Annotated in this window: 19 protein-coding genes and 2 riboswitches; of the genes, 5 read left to right on the top strand and 14 right to left on the bottom strand. The window is 53.1% G+C overall.

Going from position 1 to position 22,996, the window contains the following annotated elements; genetic code table 11:
• Window positions 1-265 precede the first annotated feature (265 nt).
• Together Psfp_RS09265 and Psfp_RS09270 are read right to left on the bottom strand one after the other, a co-directional pair.
• Window positions 266-2,080 (bottom strand): aldehyde ferredoxin oxidoreductase family protein, encoded by a 1,815-nt coding sequence (locus tag Psfp_RS09265; protein ID WP_134218259.1) that lies wholly within the window; start codon window positions 2,078-2,080, stop codon window positions 266-268.
• Entirely contained in the window at window positions 2,080-2,559 is a 480-nt protein-coding gene (locus Psfp_RS09270; protein WP_134218260.1) for a 4Fe-4S dicluster domain-containing protein, read from the bottom strand. The genes Psfp_RS09265 and Psfp_RS09270 overlap by 1 nt, the downstream gene beginning before the upstream one ends.
• Window positions 2,560-3,168: 609 nt before the next feature.
• Here Psfp_RS09270 and Psfp_RS09275 point away from each other — a divergent pair.
• Entirely contained in the window at window positions 3,169-5,130 is a 1,962-nt protein-coding gene (locus tag Psfp_RS09275) for a sigma-54-dependent Fis family transcriptional regulator (RefSeq protein ID WP_192895350.1), read from the top strand.
• Between the two features lie 682 nt (window positions 5,131-5,812).
• Here Psfp_RS09275 and fdhD read toward each other — a convergent pair.
• The 6 genes from fdhD to fdhF all read right to left on the bottom strand — a co-directional run bounded on the left by fdhD (window position 5,813) and on the right by fdhF (window position 12,866).
• Complete coding sequence (gene fdhD, locus Psfp_RS09280) at window positions 5,813-6,604, bottom strand: formate dehydrogenase accessory sulfurtransferase FdhD (protein WP_134218262.1); 792 nt, start codon at window positions 6,602-6,604, stop codon at window positions 5,813-5,815.
• Between the two features lie 198 nt (window positions 6,605-6,802).
• The gene (mobB, locus tag Psfp_RS09285) at window positions 6,803-7,345 is read right to left on the bottom strand and encodes a molybdopterin-guanine dinucleotide biosynthesis protein B (protein WP_134218263.1); all 543 of its coding nucleotides are present in this window, start codon (window positions 7,343-7,345) and stop codon (window positions 6,803-6,805) included.
• Between the two features lie 85 nt (window positions 7,346-7,430).
• On the bottom strand, window positions 7,431-7,826 hold the full coding sequence (locus Psfp_RS09290) for a hypothetical protein (protein WP_134218264.1): 396 nt from the start codon (window positions 7,824-7,826) through the stop codon (window positions 7,431-7,433).
• 89 nt (window positions 7,827-7,915) lie between these two features.
• Window positions 7,916-9,124 (bottom strand): molybdopterin molybdotransferase MoeA, encoded by a 1,209-nt coding sequence (locus tag Psfp_RS09295; protein ID WP_134218265.1) that lies wholly within the window; start codon window positions 9,122-9,124, stop codon window positions 7,916-7,918.
• A gap of 26 nt (window positions 9,125-9,150) precedes the next feature.
• Window positions 9,151-10,176, bottom strand: coding sequence for a molybdopterin-binding protein (locus Psfp_RS09300; RefSeq protein WP_134218266.1), 1,026 nt, complete (start codon window positions 10,174-10,176; stop codon window positions 9,151-9,153).
• 11 nt (window positions 10,177-10,187) lie between these two features.
• Window positions 10,188-12,866: a formate dehydrogenase subunit alpha gene (gene fdhF, locus Psfp_RS09305; protein ID WP_134218267.1), complete on the bottom strand. Its 2,679-nt coding sequence runs from the start codon at window positions 12,864-12,866 to the stop codon at window positions 10,188-10,190.
• A gap of 195 nt (window positions 12,867-13,061) precedes the next feature.
• Window positions 13,062-13,181, bottom strand: a riboswitch (molybdenum cofactor riboswitch).
• Between the two features lie 85 nt (window positions 13,182-13,266).
• Window positions 13,267-13,384, bottom strand: a riboswitch (molybdenum cofactor riboswitch).
• 169 nt (window positions 13,385-13,553) lie between these two features.
• Here fdhF and Psfp_RS09310 point away from each other — a divergent pair.
• From Psfp_RS09310 to Psfp_RS09320, 3 genes are all read left to right on the top strand, one after another.
• On the top strand, window positions 13,554-13,862 hold the full coding sequence (locus Psfp_RS09310; RefSeq protein WP_243120561.1) for a hypothetical protein: 309 nt from the start codon (window positions 13,554-13,556) through the stop codon (window positions 13,860-13,862).
• 19 nt (window positions 13,863-13,881) lie between these two features.
• Window positions 13,882-14,226 (top strand): spore coat protein, encoded by a 345-nt coding sequence (locus tag Psfp_RS09315; protein ID WP_134218268.1) that lies wholly within the window; start codon window positions 13,882-13,884, stop codon window positions 14,224-14,226.
• Window positions 14,227-14,487: 261 nt separating this feature from the next.
• A complete protein-coding gene (locus Psfp_RS09320; protein WP_134218269.1) occupies window positions 14,488-14,958 on the top strand; it encodes a hydrolase in 471 nt (156 codons plus the stop codon).
• A gap of 54 nt (window positions 14,959-15,012) precedes the next feature.
• Here Psfp_RS09320 and amrS read toward each other — a convergent pair whose 3' ends face one another.
• From amrS to Psfp_RS09340, 4 genes are all read right to left on the bottom strand, one after another.
• Window positions 15,013-16,017 carry an AmmeMemoRadiSam system radical SAM enzyme gene (amrS, locus tag Psfp_RS09325; protein WP_134218270.1) on the bottom strand — a complete coding sequence of 335 codons (1,005 nt, stop codon included), beginning with the start codon at window positions 16,015-16,017 and terminating at the stop codon, window positions 15,013-15,015.
• Window positions 16,018-16,524: 507 nt separating this feature from the next.
• Window positions 16,525-17,925: an AmmeMemoRadiSam system protein A gene (gene amrA, locus Psfp_RS09330; RefSeq protein WP_134218271.1), complete on the bottom strand. Its 1,401-nt coding sequence runs from the start codon at window positions 17,923-17,925 to the stop codon at window positions 16,525-16,527.
• A 73-nt stretch (window positions 17,926-17,998) separates the two neighbouring features.
• The gene (locus Psfp_RS09335) at window positions 17,999-18,706 is read right to left on the bottom strand and encodes a LysE family transporter (RefSeq protein WP_134218272.1); all 708 of its coding nucleotides are present in this window, start codon (window positions 18,704-18,706) and stop codon (window positions 17,999-18,001) included.
• Window positions 18,707-18,856: 150 nt separating this feature from the next.
• On the bottom strand, window positions 18,857-20,521 hold the full coding sequence (locus Psfp_RS09340) for a methyl-accepting chemotaxis protein (protein ID WP_134218273.1): 1,665 nt from the start codon (window positions 20,519-20,521) through the stop codon (window positions 18,857-18,859).
• Between the two features lie 173 nt (window positions 20,522-20,694).
• Here Psfp_RS09340 and Psfp_RS09345 point away from each other — a divergent pair, with 173 nt between their 5' ends.
• The gene (locus Psfp_RS09345) at window positions 20,695-21,132 is read left to right on the top strand and encodes a universal stress protein (protein ID WP_134218274.1); all 438 of its coding nucleotides are present in this window, start codon (window positions 20,695-20,697) and stop codon (window positions 21,130-21,132) included.
• A 298-nt stretch (window positions 21,133-21,430) separates the two neighbouring features.
• On the opposite strand, the gene Psfp_RS09350 is transcribed toward Psfp_RS09345, so the two are convergent.
• On the bottom strand, window positions 21,431-22,135 hold the full coding sequence (locus Psfp_RS09350; RefSeq protein WP_134218275.1) for an ABC transporter ATP-binding protein: 705 nt from the start codon (window positions 22,133-22,135) through the stop codon (window positions 21,431-21,433).
• Complete coding sequence (locus Psfp_RS09355; RefSeq protein WP_134218276.1) at window positions 22,128-22,847, bottom strand: ABC transporter ATP-binding protein; 720 nt, start codon at window positions 22,845-22,847, stop codon at window positions 22,128-22,130. Before Psfp_RS09355 ends, Psfp_RS09350 begins: the two co-directional genes overlap by 8 nt.
• Window positions 22,848-22,996 lie beyond the last annotated feature (149 nt).

Here is a 22,996-nt window from a genome sequence, read left to right on the forward strand (position 1 = left end):
GCGAATTGGTTTTAAATGTAGATGCGAATTCATTCGCACAAAAGTTACATTAGATACCCAAGGTCGGCGCTGGCGCGCCGTTGTGCGATTGAAACGGCGCCTACATCGGCTGGTATTTTTCATGATACGTAGTGTCACGTTAGCGGCATGTGGAACTACCGTGAAACAAAGGGTTTAAGACCCTATAGGAATGCAGTATATATCCACGACTCACGTCCCACGCCCCACGTCCAAATTGATATACCTGCGCCCTACGCCTTACGGCTTATGACCAATCAATAGACAGTTCCTGTAATTTCTCCTTGGTTGGCGCCCCATTGTTGTCCCAACCGCGCGCTTTATAGTACTCGGGCAGCATCACGCTCAGCTTGGAGACCTGTCCCTTGTTAGGACCGAACTTCACCGGCTCCTTTAACAGTCTGGGCGGCAGTGTATCATCAGCCCTGGTAAAACCGTTCTTCAAGTTGAACAGCCGCTCCAGGTTCCAGATCCGCTCACCGGCCAGCAATACCTCTTCCGCGGTATAGCTAACACCTGTGGCTGTCGTGAGCTGTTCGGCCAGTTCGGGAGCGCCGAGACCGCCCAAAGTGGTAAACAGGCAAATTCCTGAGGAATCCACAGCCGCCGTAAGGTCCTGGAAGAGCTTGACCCAGCCTGCCTTGCCTTCCGTAGCCAGGCTGTCCAGTTTCTCCGGGATGCCCAGGATTTCCGGCGAGGTCATATAACCCCGGACGTGGCAGCCGCCACGGTTGTTGGTGGCGTAATTCAGGCCCATCCCCTGCAGGGCGCGTGGATCGTATGCAGGCAATTCCTGCTTTTTAACGCTCATGGACAGCTCGGGATGACCGTATTTGCTGGCCAACCGGTATGACCCTTCCGCCAATTCATTGCCGAAGCCCTGACGGTAAGCCGTCTTGTAGGTCAGGTCAACAATGGCGTCCATATTACCGAAGTTTAAGAAGCATCCCGTTTCCTTGGTGGTGATGTAGCCGCTTTCAAACAATTCCATGGCGCAGGCGATGGTGGTAGGCATGGTAATGGAGTCCATCCCCAGCTCATTGCACAGGTTGTTGGCCTTGATAACCGGTTCCAGGTTGTCAATGCCGCAGTCTGCGCCGTAGCCCCAGGCGGCTTCGTATTCCGGTCCTTCACCAAAGGTTTTGAACTTGCCGGACTCGACCTCGGAGATCCGCCCGCAGCCGATGGAACAGCCCATGCAGCCCTTGTTCCGCACCAGATACTGCTCCGCCAGGCTCTCTCCGCCGGTGGCGTTGGCGTTGGGGAAAGTCCCGGAATCCCGGAAATTCCGCGCCGGCAGGCCGCCGGTCTGGTCGAGGATGTTGACCAGGATATTGGTTCCGTAAGCTTTCAAGCCTTCTCCGGTGACCGGGTGATCTTTGAGCATCTGGCGGGCCTTGGTGACAGACGCCATAAACCCGTCGGGGTCGGCCACCCCGATCCCCCCGGAACCCTTGACGGCAATAGCCTTCAGGTTCTTGGCGCCCATCACGGCGCCGACGCCGGAGCGGCCGGCGGCCCGGGTATAGTCATTCATGATGCAGGCGAACTTAACCTTATTTTCACCGGCCGGCCCGATACAGGCCACTTTGGCGTCCTCGTCGGTTGCTTCTTTCACCATGTCCGTGGTTTCATAAACCGTGGCGCCCCACAGGCTTACCGCGTTCCTGAGCTCCACCTCATCATCGTTGATCCAGAGATAAACCGGTTCTTTAGCCTTTCCTTCAAAGATGATGGCGTCATAACCGGCGTATTTCAGTTCCGGCCCCCAGTAGCCGCCTGAGTTGGAAGCTGCCATCGTGCCGGTCAGCGGCGCCTTGCAGACCACTTCATAGCGTCCGCCGCTGGTGGCCAGGGTACCGGTCAGCGGACCGGTAATAAAGATCAGGTTGTTTTTATCGCTCAAGGGATCAACCTTGGGGTCGACTTCTTTCATCCACAGGCGGGTCCCCAGGCCGCGGGCGCCAATATAATTTTTGGCCTCTACAGGATCAAGAGCTTCCTTATGAATGGTCCCATCGCTGAGGTTAACCCTTAACAACTGTCCTACCCAACCACGCATTATTCGCTCACCTCCTGGACCAGTTCCTTAAATTTAGCCGCGTAGGCCTTTTTCTTCTTCATGGTCGCCGCTGTTGGCTCTTTATAGGTGATCGCCCCATTGGGACAGAATTTCGCACAGGCCGGATCCCCCTGGCACAGGTCACATTTGATAATTTTTTCGCTTAACCCGTCGTAGGTGGTATTACCGAAAGGGCACGCGATCAAGCACATCTTGCATTTGATACAGCGGTTCTCATTGACGACCATAGCGCCATTTTCAGATTTGCTGATGGCCCCCACCGGGCAGACTTTTACGCAGGCCGCGGTGTCGCATTGCAGGCACATCATGGGTACGGAAACACCCACCGATTCCCAGGCAAAGACCGCAACCCGGGACGCCGTCGGCCGAAACTCCTGGTTGTGCTGAAAAGAACAGGCCAACTCACAGGTACGGCAGCTGGAGCACTTCTCCGGAGCCAAAGCTAATATTTTTGTCATACTTGACCTGACCTTTTACCGGACAGGTTCATTCACCTCCACAATTATAAAAATTGCTCTTCAGTCAAACCCGCTAATCCGGTCAGTTACCCCCCTTCAATACCCGTATAATGACTGCGGAATACCGTTATTGCTTACTTACACACTGCAATGCAAGCCCCGTGCCAAAAAGCAACGGAAGCAGGGGGACGGTTCTCCTGCTTCCTTTTGCTTCCGTTAGCCCCGAATTTGCAAGGATCTATTTTAGGTACTTTTTTTCGGATATACTTTGGTATCAACATTAACAGTCAAACAGCCGCAAAAAAGCCAAAATATCTCTTGAAAGGGGGATATCTTGTGCGATAGGCCCCGCCATAGTCCGTTTATTCCTCTCAAAGTTGTATCATTGTTGTACTAAGTAAGGGATTTTGTTCTGGAATGGAACAGTTAAACGCCCAAAAAACACTTGGAAATCCAATAGACTATATGTTGCGCTTGCTTTCATAGCTGGTTACAATTGAGGTGAGGAAATAGTCAAATGTGTTCGATCGTGAAACACTATTATACTTCAGACTACTTCCACACCTCCCCCAGGATAAAGAACATTGTCCAATGAAAGGAGGGTATCAAATGACCGGATCAAATCTTACCGTTACTTCCCCCGCCTGGCAGCAATTTGTCGAGAAAAGACAGGTTGATCCCGCATCAGTACCCGAAATTGTAATCGATTCATGGAGCAGGTGCGCCGGCTACAATATTGATCCCTATCGCCTCAACGATACTGATATTTTAAGCCAGCGCGCCTTGCGGGAAAGGCTGCGGGAAAATAAACAGCTGCTGGAAACCGCCGGCCCGGTCATTCAGAACCTATACGGGCTGCTTAAAGGATCAGGGTATACCGTTTTCCTCACCGACAATCAGGGTTATATCCTGGCCAGCGAGGGAGACCCGGACTTTACCGCCAAGGCGCAAAAGATCCTGCTCTCGGTGGGGGCCAACTGGCACGAGTCCGTACGCGGCACCAACGCTATCGGCACCACCCTGGCTACCCAACAACCGGTCAATATCAACAGCTGGCAGCATTACTGCCGGGAAAATCATTTCATAGTTTGTTCCGCCGCCCCTATTTGGGGATCGAACGGGGAACTGCTCGGGGTTCTGGACGTGACCGGCAATTACCAGCGTGCCCACCCGCACACCCTGGCCCTGGTTGTTTCCGCGGTTTCTCTCATTCAACACCGCCTGGCCTTGAGCGATTCCAACCGCAAACTTGTTATCGCCGACCTGTACACCGACACCATCATGGAGTCCTCCGGCGAGGGGTATGTGTGTGTGGACGGCAGTGATAAGATTACCAGGGTCAACCACCGTTTTGCCCAGACTTTCGGTTTACACCCGGAACAATGCGTAGGTCAGCCATTATCCTCGATTTTAAACGAGGACAGCTCCGCCTGGATGGAACTTTTAGACGGCCCCGGCCGCGTAGATAAATTGTTCAGGCAGGCATCCCTAAGGCATGGCTTCACCTACTCCATCCGCTCAATCTGGGGTAAAAAGCAGCGCTGGCTCGGCGCAGTGGCGTCAATCAAAAATGTTAAACAGCCCAGGCAGCAAACACCGGGGCTTACCAATACAACACATTATACCTTTGCCGACATTATCGGGCGCAGCCCGCGCCTGCAAAATACCAAACGCCTTGCCGAACTGGCCTCCCGCATTGATTCCACCGTTTTGCTGCAAGGAGAAACCGGTACCGGCAAAGAAATGTTTGCCCAGTCGATCCACCATACCAGCAACCGGAGAGAAGGGCCGTTCGTGGCCGTTAACTGTGGGGCGCTGCCGAAAACCCTGATTGAGAGCGAACTATTCGGCTATGAAGAAGGGGCCTTTACCGGAGCCAGGCGCGGCGGCCGGCAGGGTAAGTTCGAGCTGGCCAACGGCGGGACAATTTTTTTGGACGAAATAGGAGACATGCCCCTCGACATCCAGGCCAGTTTGCTCCGTGTCCTGGAAGAGCGCCAGGTCGTCCGCATCGGGGGACAACGCCCGGTTTCGGTTGACATCAGGGTAATCGCCGCCACCAACAAAAACCTGGCGGAGGAAGCGGCCAGCGGCAATTTCCGGCCTGACCTTTTCTACCGTTTGAACGTGCTCAGTATCGATATACCCAGCCTGCGCGACCGGGAAGACGACATCATGGAGTTGGCTGAGTACTTCATGAGAGTAATCAGCAACCGCCTTGGCAAGGTGGTTAATCAAATTGCCTACGGCGTTAAGGTTCTCTTCCAGAACTACAACTGGCCGGGTAACGTCCGGGAGTTGGAAAACATCATTGAACGCGCCATCAGTTTTTGTGAAGGAACAACCATCGCCCTTGAAGATATCCCTGAATACCTGAAGCAAAAACAACCTCTGCCGGGCAATAATCCCGACGTTTCGGATTTGAACCTGCGGCAGCTTGAGGAACAGGCCATCACCGAGGCTTTAAATAAATTTGACAATAACGTCTCGAAAGTTGCGCAAGCCCTTGGCATCGGCAGGAATACCCTGTACCGGAAAATGAAGGAATATGACATTAAGAGCGGAGGATAACCCCCGGCCCCCCACCCCAGAGGCTTTTTGAACGACTCTTCAAGAAACAAGTAATTCCGAAGATAAGCAAGTACGTTCGAAAAGGCTTAACTTGCGGGCTGGGGATTATCCGGAGCGAACGGAGCACCTGGATGCGTTCCTTAGCGCGTGCCTTGCATGCAGAAAAGCTCAAATAGCGCGTAGGTAACTGGTGGCAGTCTGCAGATGCGGTCGCTATGTGCTCTCGTTGCTGAAAAAGTAGAATTGCGCAGAGAGCGGAGGATAACCCCCGGCCCCCTACCCCAGAGACTTTTCGAACAACTCTTCAAGAAACAAGTAATTCTGAAGATAAGCAAGTACGTTCGAAAAGGCTTGACTTGCGGGACGGGGGTTTTCCGGAGCGAACGGAGCACCTGGGTGCGTTGCATAGCGCGTGCGTTGCTTGCAGAAAAGCTCAAATAGCGCGTAGGTAACTGGTGGCAGTCTGCAGATGCGGTCGGTATGTGCTACCGTTACTGAAAAAGTAGAATTGCGCAGAGAGCGGAGGATAACCCCCGTCCCCCTACCCCAGAGGCTTTTCGAACAACTCTTCAAGAAACAAGTAATTCGAAGATAAGCGAGGGATGCTTCCAAAAATAAGGCCCTGTCCGGGATTAATTCTTCCTGGACAGGGCTTTTTGGATAAAATGAGGTATCACCTGAATCACATCGACACTCTTTCCATATGGCTGTATACCGTAAGCCTTTCACCACGGGCGAAGCCCACCAGGGTGATGTTAAACTCATCAGCCAGTTCCACGGCCAGGAAGGTGGGCGCGGAACGCGACACCACGACCGGTATGCCGTTATGAGCCGCCTTGATCAGTATCTCTGAGGATATGCGCCCGCTTAAGAGCAGGCATTTGTCCGCCAGATTAAGCCTGTTTAAAAAAGCGTGTCCCATAACCTTGTCGACCGCGTTATGGCGGCCGATATCCTCGTGCATCACCAGCATGCCCTGGCTGTCGCCCAGCGCCGCGCTGTGCACGCCCCCTGTCTTGCGAAAGGTGGCTGACCCCTCCTCCAGCAAGCCGATTAGGCGCAACAGGTGGCCGGCTGCAAACACACAGGAAGACTGTACAGGTTTTAATTTGCGGGCGTCATTTATATAATATAACGCGGCCCTGCCTTTGCCGCAGCAGCTGGCAATCTGCCGGCGCAAAAAATTTTCCATTTGCGGGACCGGCTCGGTGGTTTCCACCCACAGAAGACCGTCCTGTTCGTTAAAGGTTATATCTTTAATGTCTGTGAGATCCTGCAGCAGCCCTTCGCTCAATAAAAACCCCACCGCCAGTTCCTTGTGGCCGCCGGGGGAACAGATCAAAGTAGCCAGCTCAGTATCGTTTACATAGACAGTAATGGGTATTTCCAGCACAACCGGAACACTGGCAGATTGCGTGTTCCCATGGTCGTAAGTTTTAACAGCGCGTTCCCTATAAAGCGGCGATTGAGTCACAGGTAAACACCGTTCCTTTCAAAATATGCCGGCAAAGAGATCCATACTGCCAGTATGCGGCAAAAAAGAATGAAAATCAAGAGGGTGAGCGCCCCCAGGATTATCATCACTATTCTGCAACCAGGGAAGCACCCCTTCCATCAATACACTATTAAGACATCAATATTGAAGTGCGGCGGCAAATACATGCTGCATTTCTCAGGGGTCTTGGCGCGCATGGATTCGCACCCACTTTTGTTTTACCGGGGTATTAGCCCGCAGGTTTTTTTTCATTTTCAGGATGACCCGCTCAAGCAAATCAGCTACCCCGGCGGCGTCGTCGAGACTGAAGTGCGGCGCAGCGGAGCCGGAGGATACATCACTGATCTCGGCCAGGAGGTCCTCCGGGTCAATTGCCGGACGCTCGGTTACTCCATGGCGAAAAATTGCAAGCTTCGGCCACCTGCCCTGTTTGTACCCTTCAATAAGAATGAGGTCCACCCCGTCAAGCATGGAGATAACTTTTTCCGGCGGGGGCTCAGTCTCAAACTCCCTGAACATGAAGACGCCATCCGGCGCGGCCAGGACCTCAACCGCGGCGCCGGCCGGGTTGGGCCGCCGGGTGTCTTTATGATGAGTATGTTTGATGACACCCAGACGATAGCCCCGCCGTTTCAGCTCAGTGATTAATTTTTCCAAAAAGGTGGTCTTACCCGAACCCGAGTAACCAGCCAGCCCGATCACAGGAATAGGCTTTTCCATACCCGCCTCCGTAAGGAAGCAGGGGGACGGTTCTTTTGCTTCCTTTTTCGAAAAAAAGGAAGCAAAAGAACCGTCCCCCTGCTTCCTAATATTTGCATATGTAACTCAATGCCTTTTTCTTTCTGCCGATTTCATACGCGTGATATAATAATTTTTTTAGATCATGCGACAGCTCATTATATTGCTTCCAATAGGACAATTTAGCTTCCTTAATTATTCTGCTCTGCGACATGTTTAATTTACTGATAGATATGCCGAGGATTTCAAAAGCTTTTTCAGTACTTGTGATCTTTGCATTAAGATAGCTTTCGTATATACGATAAAAAGCACAGAATAATAGTTGCTCTTCATAGCTTACCGGAGGATCCAGGGACGATAATTTCCAGAACAGCATACTGATGGCTTCTGAGTCCGTGCAACCTTTCAGCAGGGAATCAAGCGCAATACCTTCAATAATAGCGCGACGCTGTTGATTGACCATGGATATCACTTCCCATGATTGTCTTAAGGAAGCAGGGGGACGGTTCTTTTGCTTCCTTTTGGAAGCAAAAGAACCGTCCCCCTGCTTCCTTAAGAGTATAGTAGGATAATGGACACTTCTTGGTCTTTTTCCACTGGCGGGCTGCCCGCCGGGAGGTCAATTAAAGCGTTTGATTTAGTTAGCGCCTGGAGCATGCTTGACTTCTGGCCCGGCAATATGGTTACGCTCCACCCCTTGTCATCACACACCGCATACCCTTGCAGAAACCGGCGGGGACCTCCCTCTTTATGAAAAGAGTTGGTACATGTTGCAGATAAAACCTTCGGATATGGCGGCAGCTCCTGCAGGGCACGTAAGACAGGGCCGGCGAGCAGGTGGTAGCCGGCCGCGCAAGCTGCCGGGTTGCCGGAGAGCGCAATAATAATTTTGTTGTTGACTATGGCCGCTCCGCTGTGGCTGCCCGGTTTTATTTTTATTCCCCAGAAAAGCAAATAAGCTCCTATATTCTTCAGCATATAGGTAGCCTGGTCGTCATCCCCTGATGCGGCTCCCCCGGTAGTAATTACCAGGTCAGCTTGCTGCATCAGGTTTTCCAGGTGCTCCTTGAGGCATGCGGCGCTCTCGCCACCGCTCACCTCCACATTGGTCACTTGTCCCCCGTCCTCCAGCGCCAGCGCGGCTATAAGGGGACCGTTGCTGTCCCTGAGCTGGCCTGGTTCGGGTATATTGTGGTAAGACACGACGCCACCGCCCAGACTGAGCACCGCGACCTTGGGCCGCCGGAAAACCGTGACATTATTCTTCCCGAATGCCGCCAGCACGCTGGTGAGGCCGGGGCTGAGGCGAGTACCGCGCGATACCAGCAGGGAGCCGGCCTGGAAATCCTCTCCCGGCTCCCTGATGTTATCGCCCTGCAGGACTTCTTCCGTGAAAACAACCCGCTCTCCCGAAAGCCTCGCAATTTCATGCGGGACAACGGCTGTGGTACCGGCCGGCAAAGCGCATCCTGTCGCAACATATGCGGCCTGGCCTGAACTCAGAGGGGAGGTCGCTGTTTTGCCGGGACTCAGACGCTCTTTAACCACATAGCCCCCACCCCCACAGCTGTTAACGCCGGCGCACACCGCGTAGCCGTCCACCACCGCCTGCGGGCAGGGAGGCAAGCTTTGATCGGCATACAAGTCCCGGGCGGCGACACGCCCCAGGGCCTGCAGCAGGGGAACCGTCTCCCCCGGTAAAGGAGCTGTGAGGCTCAGTAAGATATCCTGAGCCTCTTCAAGTTTCACATTTCGCAGCACAAAAACTCCTCCCCGCGGCGCTGCCTTCAGGTAGCCTTGCCGAAAGAGCAGGCCGGGTATCTACAAGCCTCGCATTCCTCACACAGGCCGCCGTGTCCCAGCGCCACGATTTCGGGGCGGCTGATGCGTTCGCCGGCGAAAATGCGCGGCAGGATGAGATCAAAGATGGTAGAGTTGTTGAACATGACGCAGCCGGGCAGGCCGCATACCGGCACATGTCCCAGGTAAGCCAGCATAAACATGGCGCCGGGCAGCGACGGAGCCCCGTAGGTGACGACCTCGGCTCCGCTGGCCCTGATCCCGGCGGGAGTCACGTCGTCCGGATCTACCGACATCCCGCCGGTAACCATAACCAGCCCCGCTCCATCAGCTATCAACATGCGGATTTCCTTGGAAATCACATCCGGATCGTCCGGCACAATAATCTGACCGAGCAGCCTGGCGCCGAAAGGAGCGATCTTCTTCTTGATAACGCTGCAAAAGCCATCTTGAATGCGCCCTGAATAAACCTCGCTGCCCGTTGTGACAATCCCCACCCAAAGTGGTTGAAAGGGCTTTACAGATAAGAGCGGGCCGGGCTCGCTGCAGATTTTTTCGGCCTCCTCCAGGATCTGACGCCGGACTGCCAGCGGTATGACCCTGGTACCGGCAACGACCTGCTCTTTGCACACAACCCTGTTGTTGTGCAAAGTAGCCATGACAATATCCTCCAGGCTGTTGGCCCTATATAAACTGCTCGCCTGTACTTTTAAGAGACCCTCACGCGCCGCACGGATATTGACCCGGCCCTGATTTGGCTGATCCCAGTAGAGGCCCGGCCCGGCGGCATGCCGCGCCAGACTCAAGGCGGCCTCATCCTCGTGGACAAGGTCGTCCTCCGGCTCCCATACATAGATGTGTTTCTTGCCCAGATCCAGGAGTTTGGGGATATCCTCGGTCGTTACAACCTGGCCTTTTTGGTATGCGCGTCCCTTTTCGCAGCCGGGAACAATTTTTGTAATGTCATGACACAGGATCATGCCAACCGCTTCCGTCACCGGCACCTTCCGCATGCAATAACCTCCTAGATCTTCTCTATTCTTGCGGCAGCGACCTTATACTCACCGGTTTTCGTAATGGGGTCCAAACCGTGGCTGGTCAGAGCGTTCGCCGGGCTTGCCGTGTAGTGGAACGACATCCAGATCATTCCCGGCGGCACCCGGTCCGTAACTTTAATTTTCGTGGTAAGCTGCCCCCGGCGGGAAAATACCTTGACTTTATCGCCGGTTGTCACCTGCAGCCGCGCGGCGTCCTGCGGATGCAGTTCGGATTGCTCTTCCGACCACATGCTGTGAATGCCGGTTGAATAAGGAGTGGTCACGTTATAGTGCTGCAGGATCCGGCCGGTGGAGAGCAGGAAAGGATATTCTTCATCCGGCATTTCGGCGGGCGGAATATGATCGATGCCCTGGAAGATCCCCTTGCCGTGGCTGAACGTCGTACCGTGCAGGACAGGTGTGCCCGGATGCTCGAGCGACGGACAGGGCCACTGGATGCCGCGTTCTTCCAGCCGCTCATAAGTGATCCCGGCCATGGACGGCGAGAGGGATGCCATTTCCATCCATATTTCTTCCGGGCTGTTGTAACCCATGGGATAGCCCATCTTGGCGCTCAGGGCCATGATGGTCTGCCAGTTCGTCTGTCCCGGCACGGGTTTGATCGCCTTGCGGACCCTTTGCACCCGGCGTTCGGTGCTGGTAAAAGTCCCGTCGGTTTCGGCAAAACTTGCCGCCGGGAGGATGACATCGGCATATTCCGCCGTTTCAGTCAGGAAAAGCTCCTGGACCACCAGAAAGTCAAGCTTCTCCAGGGCGGCGCGGATTTCGTTGCTGTTGGGATCGGTCAGGACGGGGTTCTCACCAAGGATATACATGGCTTTGACTTTCCCTTCGTGGGCCTTCTCAAACATTTCCGGAATCATCAGGCCCACTTTGCCGGGCAGCTCCACGCCCCAGGCCTTTTCGAACTTGGCCCTGACAGCGGGGTCGATTACCTTTTGGTAGCCGGAGAAGACGTTCGGGAGCGCTCCCATGTCGCAGGCGCCCTGCACGTTGTTCTGGCCCCTGATCGGGTTTACCCCGGTGCCGGGCCGGCCCAGGTGTCCGGTCAACATGGCCAGGTTGGCCACACTCATCACGTTGTGGGTGCCGCAGATGTGCTCCGTAATCCCCAGCGTATAGAACAGCATCGCCCTATCCGTTGTAGCGTAAAGGCGCGCCACCGCGTACAGGTCTTCCACCGTTATGCCGGTAAGGCTGGAAACATACTCGGGCGGGTAGTTTTTGACGGTTTCCTTAAGCACTTCAAAGTTCTCGGTCCGATTGGCGATGAATTCCTTATCGTGCAGGTCCTCGTTAATAATGATATGCATGAGTCCGTTTAAAAAGGGAATGTCTGTACCCGGCTTAATGCGCAGCCAGTAGTCGGCTTCCTCCGCCAGGTCGATACGCCGCGGGTCAACCACGATCAGCTTCGCGCCTTTGCGCGCCGCCTGCCTCATTTTATACCCTATAATCGGGTGCGCTTCGGTAGTATTGGTCCCTATCAGCATCAATAACTGGGCATGGTTGGTAATATCATGAATAGAATTGGTCATGGCGCCACTGCCAAACGTTGTGGCCAAACCGGCCACGGTGGGGGCGTGTCAGGTACGGGCACAGTGGTCGACGTTGTTTGTGCCCATCACCGTCCTCGTAAATTTTTGCACCAGGTAGTTTTCCTCATTGGTACACCTGGCGGAACTTAAGGCCGCAAAAGAGTCCGGACCGTATTTCTCTTTGATGCCGGCAAGGCGGGTAGAAATCAGGTCCAGCGCCTCATCCCAGGAGGCGGGGACAAATTCGCCGTCTTTTTTCACCAGCGGCGTGGTGAGACGCTTTTCGTTTTTCACGAAATCCCAGCCAAACCTCCCCTTGACGCAGAGAGCCTTGCCGTTTACCACACTGCTGGGGTTGGAGCTTACGCCTATCACTTCACCGTCCTTTACGCAAAGGTCAAAGTTACAGCCGGTGCCGCAGAACGGACAGGTCGTTTTGACTCTTTGGAACTCCCAGCGGCGGCCTTTGCCGTGCATTTGTTTTTCGGTCAGCGCCCCGGTCGGACAGACGGAAACACACTGGCCGCAGAAAACACAGTCCGACTCCACCAGTTCATCTTCAAAAGCAGTGGTCGTTTTGGCATTGAAGCCCCTGTAGGCAAAATCCAGGGTGTTTTGACCGGTGACCTCGTCACAGGCCCGGACACACTTGCCGCACAAGATACACTTGTTCATATCACGAACGATAAAGGGATTGGTCGTTTCAAGCAGGTAAGCGTGCTTTTCTCCCTTGAAGGTGCTTTCCTTGACCCCATATTCATAGCAATAATCCGCCAGCTTGCATTCGCCGGCTTTTTCGCAGGTAAGGCAATCCAGCGGGTGGTTGGCAATCAGCAAATCGAGGATGGTCCGCCTTGCCTCCATCACATCAGGTGAATGCGTTTCCACCACCATGCCAGGGGCCACGGCTGCCGCACACGAGGCCACCAGACTGCGCGCTCCTTTCACTTCCACGACACACAACCGGCACGCCCCAACCGAACTCAAGCCATCCTCAAAACAAAGATGCGGGATGTCTATCCCCATTTGTTGGGCGGCTTTGAGGATCGTGGTACCTGCCGGAACTTCAACTTCATTTCCATTGATACTTAGCTTGACAAGCTCCAATATTACGCCTCCTCTCAGATTCCAACCTTCACAATTACAATTGCAACATCTACATATTTGCACCACTTACAACCAGGCGACCGTGTTGTTTTCGCTGAGCATCAGTTAAAATTTAGCATTAAATTATAGCACCACCCTCTCCCCAACATAATAAAAAGCTTTGTCCCCATCTGAAAAGGGCAAAGCTTTAGAGTGAAAATAAAGCTATGTTCTCCTTTTCGCAACGGAAGGCGCGCCAATTTCTCAGAGCGCCCTAACGGCCAATAACCATGGCTTTACAGCTGTAGGTTAGGTGGCTAGGAGACAATTTTAAAAGAAGCAGTCATGCGCGGCTCATGTGAGGCCGCTATAAACAAGAAAAAAGCCCTGTCCCATTTGTAAAAAGGACAAAGCTTTACGGCAAATAAAGCCATTTTCTCCTTTCCACAATGGGAGGCGCATCAGTTTCCCAATGCACCCTAACGGCCTGACAACCATACCTGCGGCTAAGGCTTACAGACTCGGAGATTAACTATGCAAATTTTCTACAGTTAATATTAGAATTCCTGCAAGATTCAATAAATTTATTTAAGTTAGTGGTTATTTTTTATTTTGTATAACCAACGCATGGTCTTCCTGCGCTGAATAAATTTACAAACACGGTAAACAATACTTAAAAAGTAGAAATGGAGTGATGAAAGAGTGCAGATGAACATGTATCAGCCATCCAACCAGTTTCAACAAAGTCAGTTTCAACAAAACCAGTTTCAGCAAAACCAGTTTCAGCAAGCGCAAGTAATGCCGGAACCCCCAAAAGTCATCTCAACCAAAGACAGCCTGTACCTGCAGGACGCCATGACCTGGGAATTGACCTCCATGAAGAAGTGCTTCCATTTTTCCAGAGAGGCCGTGGACCCCGAAATCAAGGCTGCTTTAGATCGAGTGGGGCAGCTCCATATGCACCACTATCTGAGGCTTTTGAACCATGTTAATCCGGCTAATACGGCAAATCGCTAAGAAAGGGTGAAGTGAATCCATGAACCAGCAAAATAAAATACAAAATCCCCAGGCCAATATGGCCCAGCCTAAAGGGCCGCAAATGAACGACCGCGACATGCTCAACGATACTCTGTCAAGCTTAAAATATCTGACTGACAACTTCAATGTTTTCAGCCGGGAAGCCAGCCACCATGCGCTGCACCAGGACGTTGTGAATATGCTTATTGAAACCCACGCCCATACCAGAGACATGTACAATCTTATGTTTCGCAAGGGCTGGTACTCGCTTGAAATAGAGCAGCCGCAAAAGTTGCAGCAGACTCACCAGCAGTTCGCAGGTTACCAGAACCAGTTCCCTTACGGCGGCATGGTGATGCAGTAAGGTCGGCTAAGACACCTGGCAGCCGCCAGGTGTCTTAGTATTTGGATTAAAACAGACCTTAATTAATTGATAAGTAATTGATAAGTTGGTTCCCTGCCAGATCATGCGCCGGCACAAGCGCTCTCAGGAATAAGCTGGAAACTGAATTTATATTATGGTATTTGCAGGAAAATCCTTTGCCGTAAACGAAATTTATAGATTTGACATGAGGGGTATCACGACCACAGGAGAGTATCTGAAGTATCGAAAGGAGGCTATTTTGTGGATAATGATAAATTTCAAGAACTGGTCTTACAACAACTGCAGGCTCTTACCGGAAGCGTTCAAGCCGTTGGAGAAGGACAAAAGGCATTAGAAAAACGACAAACAGCATTAGAAGAAAGACAAAGCTCACTGGAAAATGGACAAAGGTCACTGGAAGAAAGGCAAAGGTCGCTGGAAGAAAGACAAAGATATCTGGAAGATGGACAAAGGTCGCTGGAAGATGGACAAATAGCGTTAGCGGAAGGACAAAAGATATTAGCAGAAGGACAGCAGTCATTGCATGATCGCCTGGACCGGGTAGAACAAAGCCAAATACGATTAGAGCAGGGACAGCGTAAATTAAGACACGATGTAGGCGAGATCAAAAAAGAAGTGAGCTATATTTGGGGCGACATAAAAAAAATCGATGCCCGCTTAACTGCACATGACAAACTGCTGGCTACAAAGGAACCGGCAAGGATTAAGTAAAATAGTAAGTTTTCATGATACGTGGCGCCGCTTGCGGCATGGGCAACGAAGTTATTAAGTTATACCTTTAATCCGGATTTCCCTACCGCAGCGGCGGCACTTTTTGCCGTCCAAGCCTGCCACCTGAGTGCTGTAGCCACGCCTGGTGATCAGTTTCTCACCGCAGTCCGGGCATACCGTGTCGCTCGCGCCCAGGTTGGGAGCATTGCCGATGTATACATACGACAGCTTCTCTAAGGCTTTCTCCCGGGCCCGCTCCAAGGTCTCCAGGGGGGTGGGCGGCAGGTCCACCTCAAAGTCGGGAAAGTAGCGGGAGAAATGCAGCGGGATCTCCCGGTCGAGGGAGGCTACCCAGTCCACCAGTCGGCTGATTTCCTCCGGAGTGTCATTCAACCCGGTTACCAGCAGGGTGGTCAGCTCGACATGGCACTTGCCATGCGCGATTTCCACCGTGCGCAGGACCGGCTCCAGCCTTCCCGCACAATTCTTACGGTAATAGTGGTCCGTAAAGCCCTTAACGTCGATATTCATGGCGTCAATATGGGGAAGGATTTCCCGCAGAGGCGCCTCGCTGACATAGCCGTTGGTCACCAGGACGTTTTTCAAACCGGCTTGATGCGCCAGCGGGGCAGTGTCCGCAATAAACTCGTACCACATAAAGGGCTCATTGTAAGTGTAGGCAATACCGATATTGGGGTAGTCCCGGTCCGGCTCCTGCCGGGCTATGTCCACCGCCTGCCGCGGGGTAAACTCCCTCGCCGGCGGGTCGCCGTGGGCAATGGTCCAGTTCTGGCAGAAGCCGCAACGCAGGTTGCAACCGAAGGACCCAAAAGACAGTATATAACAGCCGGGGTAAAAGTGGTAAAGCGGTTTCTTTTCAACCGGGTCCAGACCGCCGGAGGTTACCCGGCCGTAATTTACCGCGTAAAGGACGCCTCCGTGGTTTTCCCGGACCCGGCAGAAACCGGCTCTTCCCTCCGGAATGGAGCATATTTTGGGGCAGACCCGGCAGGTGACCAGGCCTTTTTCTTTTTTCTCGTAGAACATTACTTCCCGCACAATCAGCACCTACCCTAAAACTTGATCCAGCATAAGAATTTGAGTGTATCGTAATGATAAAGGTCATTTTAACTGGTTCTCGAAAAGCCTTTGGGGTAGTGGGCTTGGGGTTATCCTCCGCTCGCTTCGCAATTCTCCATTTGTGCAACAAGAACATCATACCGACCGCATCTACAAACAGCCATGCGTTAGCTACGCGCTATTTAAGCTTTTCTGCAAGCAACGCACGCGCTACGGAACGCACCCAGGCGCAGGCTTATACTGCATTTCTTACCGGTCAGTCGTAGGGCGTAGGCTTATACTGACTTGTATCTGGGTCAGGCGTAAGGTGTAAGGTTATTAAAAAAGGGAGGGGGATGATCCCCGGGTATTATTTTTTACGCCTTACGCCTTACGGCCTACGGCCTACGGCTATTTTAGCCCCAAGCCCGCAAGTCAAGCCTTTTCAAGAACAATATTTTTGAGACAAGTGAGGCATATGACGAGACCTATATCTCCCCATTGTCACTACTTGTAGCGGACTACTTCAAATCTTTCCAGCCGGACTTCCTCATGCGGGCCAATCCCGGCCTTTTGGCGGGCTATCTCGACCTGCTCCTCAGGGGTCTCAATCCCCTCCAGGTTGGGCAGCAGCAAACCGCTCCTGTGGCCGGAACGCACGATTACCCCGTATTTCGCCGGGTCCAGTTCGCCCAGTCCTTGAATTGGTTCAGGCGGCTGGAGCACATCCACGGAGTATACCAGATCCTCAAGCTCTTCATGCCGGACGGGCTGAAAGCGGGGGTCCCCGAGCCCCGCGCTGATGGCATTGGCCATCACCTCTTCAACAATACTGTCCTGCTGCGGCTCAATCGTCCCGATACAGCCACGCAAGTTGCCCTGTTTTTTGATCGAAACAAAAACACCGGCTCTTTTTTTGAATTCTTCCGGCACATCACCGGCTTGCGGCCGCGGCGACCCGGACAAGTGGTTTTCCAGTGTCTTTCGTGCCAACCCGGTCAGGTAGCTCTCATGGGAACGGAGCATTTCCATTTCAGCCTGTTTTTTACCCTGTAGTTTGGCCAGCAGGGATTTTTGCGGGTTTTCTGAAACAGGGTCAAGGGTGGCGACCAGGTAGCCCACCCCGAAAGGTCCCTCGTAAAAGAGCACTCTGGATCTGACATCGTACCCGTCCAGTGCGCCGAGCATCATGACGATGGAACGGTAGCCGCACTCCCCGGCCTCCCGGACCAGTGCTTGGTCCATCCCCACGATCCCTTCCAAATCGGCGGCTTCCAGCAGTCTTTTTAACTCCAGGTCGAATTCTTCGCCCCGCTTGTTGTAACCGCCCGGCGCATCCGCCGTCAAACAGTGGGAGAGATCGCCGCTGGCCAGCAGGGCCACCTTGCGTCCCAATACTTCCGACGCCTGCCTTACCGCCAGGCCAAAGCGATATAATTGTTCGGGCGGAGCCACGGACATGGCCACGTGGACCAGCGGCAGCACCACACCTATCTCTTCCATGAAGAAGAGGGGAACGGTTACCCCGTGGTCCAGGTCCAGGCTGAGGCCGTACCGCCTTTCAACATCATCATTGAGTTCAAGCACCTGCAGGTCCAGGCCGGCGGCCTGTTTCTTGATCTCCGCCACCAGCGGCAGGTCGTTTTCCAGCTCATATCTTAGATAACCAGCCCCGAATTTATCAAAATCACCCTTGAGGACGGGTTTCATATTGATCCCTACCACGTCCTGAAAGATCGGGGCGTGCGGTGATATAATGACCACTGTATCCGCGCCTGAATCTTTGATCCGCCCGGCCAGTTCAACCATGGCATACTGGGTTTCCTTCACCTTTTCCGATTCCATCTGGCCAATCCACGGTATCATGATTGGCGGGTGCGGACAAATGCCGCATAATACTATTGACATCCTATGAGGCTCCCCCTTTTTGGTGTCGGACGTCAGACATGAGGAGTCCGACGTTACTATCTATGTATATCACTCAAAGCTTGGCATTCAAACCGTAATAAAGGAAATAGACGCCGAGTCCGATCAGGAAAACTCCGCACACAACCAGGACGCCCCTGTAAATATGGTCGGTGATAAACCTCCTGCCGCCGGCTATCGCCGCTGCCACCAGACCGTACCAGGCAAGGTCCGCCAGGATATGGCCGGTGAAAAAGGACGCCAGGCCGGCATAGCCGCTTTTTAAGGACAGGGTGATAAAACCCAGCCCGATGGTGGCCCACCACAGGCTCCAGTAAGGGTTAGCCAGGCTGACCAGGATGCCGGCGGCAACCGGGTGAAGCCCCCCGCTCCCCGGTAAAGCTCCCGGCCGGGATGCAGCCGGGCCCGGCGCATCGCCTTCTGCCGGGGTGTCCCCGGCAGAAGCGCCCTGCTTCATCGGCAACGAGACTCTGCCGGTATAGGCATCCCTAGCCATACCCCAGCCCATGTAGACGAGAAAAGCCCCGCCGAGTACAGCTATGGCCTGGGCCACCCCGCCACTGGTCAGAAAAATTGACAGGCCGCCGGCCAGGGCCAGGACCAGAGCCAATTCCAGGATAGCGTGTCCCAGTGTAATTAAAGGTCCGGCTATAAAACCCCGCCGCGTGCTCTCGCTGATGGTAACAGTCAAAAGCGGTCCCGGCATCATCGCCCCGGAGAATCCAAGTATAAAAGCGCTTGTGGCAATCCCAAACAAATCCAATAGGCTCCACCACCTAAATATTCTCCCCAAAAAACTTCATGACTTTCAATAATTCTTTTCATTATTGCAAATACCTGCAAGTAAGGAAGCAGGGGGACGGTTCTTTTGCTTCCTTTCCTTCGGGTGCGACAGGGGGGTATGACACTTTCTTTATAATTTCAGTGGGGCAAGCGTTTTTTGCATTTCGTCAATACCGTCTTCCAACTGTTTGACCGCATCTGTAAAACCTTGCACCAGGTTGGCCTGTTCCCATGCTGAAACGTCCAGGCCGGCGATACCCTCGGAAATATGCCGCGTGGACGCGCCAACCTCACCCGCCATTTTGAACAGGTTTTCGATGCCAACGATAATCACCTTTAAGGACTCTGAAACCTCGTTGGCGGCGCTGTATCCTTCCGAAACCACCTGCCGGTCCTTTTCCAGGGCTATCGCGGCCTGGGCGGCACGCTTGCGGGCATTGTCAAACAGGCTGGCCAGGCCCTTGGTAGCCCCCGCCGCATCTTTAGCCCTCCTGTCGATTTCACTGGCCAGGGTTAAAAAATTACATCCCGCACAAGAAATGCCTGCCGCTTCCGTAACCGTTTTCCCTGCCAACAGACTGGCTTGTTCGGAAATCTGGGAAATGTACAACAATATTTCTCCTACCTTTTCTATATGCGACTCAAGCTCCTTGAGCGATTCGCCCGCTCGGGTCATAATCAGGCTGCCCGACTTCATCTGGTTTAAAAACATGGAGGAAGTTTCTTCAGCCCTGGCCAGGCTTTGCATGGTCCTTTCCGAAGCCTTGACGACCTCCCCGGCGCCGCTTTCCATCTTTTTCATCGTTTCAGAAAGCTCGCTCATTTTAGCTGCGGCAGAGCTGGAAGTATAGGTAGCCTGTTGCATGCTGTCCTTTAGCCGGTCCGTGTAATTTTTTACCTGCCCTGTGGACCGGCCGGTTTTTTCCACAAGCTGGCGAAGCCTGTCAGCCATATTACGGAGGGACCGGGTCAGCCGACCCACTTCATCCTGGAACTTTTCCAGGTCCTCCAGGCCGGATCCGGTCAGGTCGCCGCCGGCGATCCGGTCGGCTGCCTGCTCCAGGCTTTTGACACGGCTGGTAATCAAGTTGGATATATATATGATAAGGATAACCAGGGCTGCGACAAGGGCGGCGCCCCCGGTGACGGTCTGGTTTCTGAGCGCAGCGATTTGCCGGTTGGTTTCCGCGATAGAGAAACCGACACGGAATCCCCCCCAGTGGCTTCCATTGACGTAAATCGGGGCGGAAATATCCCAAATCACTTCACCGGTGTCCCGTTTGTATTCCTGAAACAGGTATGTCTCCTCGTTACGGACCGCGGCCAGGCCTACCGGATCGTCAAAAATACGCTTGGAGCGGTTGGCGTTGTCACCGTAGCCAATTTTCGAGATGGAGTTGTGGGTGGGCGCATAGCCGTTGACGTCCAGGGCCACAGCATAAATAATAATGTCGTCCATCAGATAGGAATCCTGTACCCGGGTAAGATTTTTGTCCGTGTAAGCGTCATAAGAGGTATGGTATCTCTGGGGATTGGTATTGGGGATAGGCTGGTAGTTGGTATCAAATAACTGCTCTTCGGATAGGCCGCCGCTTACGGCTCCGTCGGACAGGATCTTACCAGCCGTTTCGGCCCCGGTGATAGCCAGGATGATGCCTCTTTCCGTCAGCGCCCGGCGCATGGAAACAGACTGCCGGTATAAATCATAAGCTAAAAAGCCGACAATTAAGGGGACCATCACCGCGATCATAATTAGACTGTTTTTAATTTTTAGAGATCTTAAAACAAATTGCACCGGTAGCCCCTCCCCCCTGCTTTATGTTGTATTGCAAAATATTCGCTTTTTTTGTCATTTTACCTTCCCTGTTTTAGCTTGAATCCAATATAGAAAATTTTGGAATTTATGTGGAGGAAAAATAATAATACATCAAGAAAATTATACTAAGTGAAAGGAAAGAGGGGAGTATAGTGTATAAAAAAATCCTTGTAGCGGTTGACGGTTCCGAGCAGGCGGCCAAGGCTGCCTTGCACGGAGCTGAGTTGGCTGCAAAATTGGGAGCAGACTTGATCCTCTTTCATGTCGTCCCTGCGCTCCCATCCTATGCCAGCATATCCCCCGACCAGTTGGGTATCGTACACCAGGATGTGGCGAAAGAGTTTTATAAGCAGGGCCGGGAAATATTGAACCAGGCCATGTCCGAACTTGCCGATTATAACATTAATATTTCAAAGGAAATAAGCGTGGGGCATCCAGTCGATGAAATCTGCAAAATGGTTGCCAACTGCGATTGTGACCTGCTGATTATGGGCAGCAGGGGTCTGGGGCAGTTTAAAGGGTACCTGATGGGCAGCGTCAGCAACCGTGTCTGCCGCCTTGCCGGGTGCCCCGTCCTGATCATGCGGTGATGTGGGACGTGGGAGGGAAGCAGGGGGACGGTTCTTTTGCTTCCAAATTTGGAAGCAAAAGAACCGTCCCCCTGCTTCCTAAGCCTTTCGAGCGATTGTCACTCCCCAGTGTGCGTTTTCATTGGTAGTTTGTGATTGAAAAATCATGGCCGGTTCATTCGCACACGACTCCAGAGGCGGACAAAACTCCGGTATCCGAGGAACGCACGTAAGCCCACGTCTCACATCTCACGTCATAAAAAAGGAAGCAGGAGAACCGTCCCCCTGCTTCCTGCATACCCACGTCTCACGTGCCAACCTATATACCCAGATAGGCTTCCTTGATATGCGCGTTACACAGCAATTCCCTGCCGCTGCCCTGCAGGATAATCCTGCCGTTTTCGAGCACGTAGGCACGGTGGCAGAGGTTCAGGGTCTGGTTGACATTCTGCTCAACCAGGAGTACGGTAACGCCCTGGTTGTTGATGTCCTTGACGATCTCAAAAATCTGTTTGACCAGTACGGGCGACAGGCCCAACGAAGGCTCATCCATGATCAACAGCTTCGGCAGGGCCATCAGCCCCCGGCCCAGAGCCAGCATCTGCTGCTGCCCCCCGCTTAAGGTCCCGGCTTCCTGGTTCTGCCTTTCCTCCAGGATGGGAAACTGTTCAAACACTTTTTTCATGGTCTCTTTACGTTTGGTTTTAGCTTCGCCCAGAAGGGATCCCATTTCCAGGTTCTCGCGGACCGACATTTCCGGGAAGAGGCGCCTGCCTTCCGGCACGTGCACGATACCCAGCTCGGCGATTTTGTAGCCCGGCAGTTTGGATATATCTTTGCCGTCAAATTCCACCGTTCCCTTGCCAAGCGGCAGCAGGCCGGAAATAGCGTTTAAGGTGGTGGTCTTGCCGGCGCCGTTGGCGCCCAAAAGGACCACCAGTTCACCCTGATGGACCTCAAAGGATACATCCCAGAGCACCTGGACGTCTTTGTAGCTCACGTCAATTCCTTTTACTTTAAGCATAGGCGTCACCCAAATAAGCTTTGACCACCTCAGGATGGTTCGATACTTCCTGCGGGCTGCCAAAAGCTATCATTTTCCCAAAATTTATGGCCAGAATGCGATCCGAAATACCCATCATCACCTTCATGATGTGCTCGACGATGATAATGGTCATGCCGGCGTCGCGGATCTTTTGGATCAATTCGATGGCCGCCTCGGACTCCTTGGGATTTAAACCCGCGCAGGTCTCGTCCAAAAGCAGCAGCTCCGGCTCGGTAGCAAGCGCCCTGGCAATTTCCAGCCTTTTGCGCAGCGGTATGGGCAGGCTCTTGGCCTCGCGGTGCCTGTACTTGTCAAGGTTGCAGAATTCGATAATCTCACCGGCCTTTTGCCTGGCGCGGGCCATGCTCGACGTGCGCAGGAAGGCTCCGGCCATCACATTTTCCTCAACGCTCATGCGCCTTAAGGGCTTAACCACCTGAAAGGTCCTGCCGATACCCAGCTTGCAAATTTTGTGGGCCGGCAGCTGGTCGATCCTTTTATCTTTAAAATACAACTCGCCTGCGGTGAGCGGGAAAAAGCGGCTGATGCAGTTAAAAACCGTCGTCTTGCCGGAGCCGTTAGGCCCGATGACCCCCAGGATCTCCCCTTTCTCAACAGTAAAACTCAAATCGGACACGGCCGCCAGGCCGCCGAATTTCTTGGTAATGTCTTTCGCTTCTAATAAACTCAAACCTTAACACCCCCCGCGGCGCCAATGTCATTAAGATAAGGCCAAGGCCATACCCGCAGCACAAAAGAGCAGAGTATCAAAAGGTACCCTGCTTTTTTTCGTTAAAAAATTGGAGAAATTTCAGAAAAACACTTGACAAAACGTAAAAA

This window comes from Pelotomaculum sp. FP (assembly GCF_004369245.1).
In the GTDB taxonomy this organism is placed as follows: domain Bacteria; phylum Bacillota; class Desulfotomaculia; order Desulfotomaculales; family Pelotomaculaceae; genus Pelotomaculum_C; species Pelotomaculum_C schinkii.

Coding starts and splice junctions, on each gene's coding strand:
- Psfp_RS09265 (WP_134218259.1), bottom strand. CDS start 2,080: ATGCGTGGTTGGGTAGGACAGTTGTTAAGGGTTAACCTCAGCGATGGG.
- Psfp_RS09270 (WP_134218260.1), bottom strand. CDS start 2,559: ATGACAAAAATATTAGCTTTGGCTCCGGAGAAGTGCTCCAGCTGCCGT.
- Psfp_RS09275 (WP_192895350.1), top strand. CDS start 3,169: ATGACCGGATCAAATCTTACCGTTACTTCCCCCGCCTGGCAGCAATTT.
- mobB (WP_134218263.1), bottom strand. CDS start 7,345: ATGGAAAAGCCTATTCCTGTGATCGGGCTGGCTGGTTACTCGGGTTCG.
- Psfp_RS09290 (WP_134218264.1), bottom strand. CDS start 7,826: ATGGTCAATCAACAGCGTCGCGCTATTATTGAAGGTATTGCGCTTGAT.
- Psfp_RS09300 (WP_134218266.1), bottom strand. CDS start 10,176: ATGCGGAAGGTGCCGGTGACGGAAGCGGTTGGCATGATCCTGTGTCAT.
- Psfp_RS09310 (WP_243120561.1), top strand. CDS start 13,554: ATGAACATGTATCAGCCATCCAACCAGTTTCAACAAAGTCAGTTTCAA.
- Psfp_RS09315 (WP_134218268.1), top strand. CDS start 13,882: ATGAACCAGCAAAATAAAATACAAAATCCCCAGGCCAATATGGCCCAG.
- amrA (WP_134218271.1), bottom strand. CDS start 17,925: ATGTCAATAGTATTATGCGGCATTTGTCCGCACCCGCCAATCATGATA.
- Psfp_RS09350 (WP_134218275.1), bottom strand. CDS start 22,135: ATGCTTAAAGTAAAAGGAATTGACGTGAGCTACAAAGACGTCCAGGTG.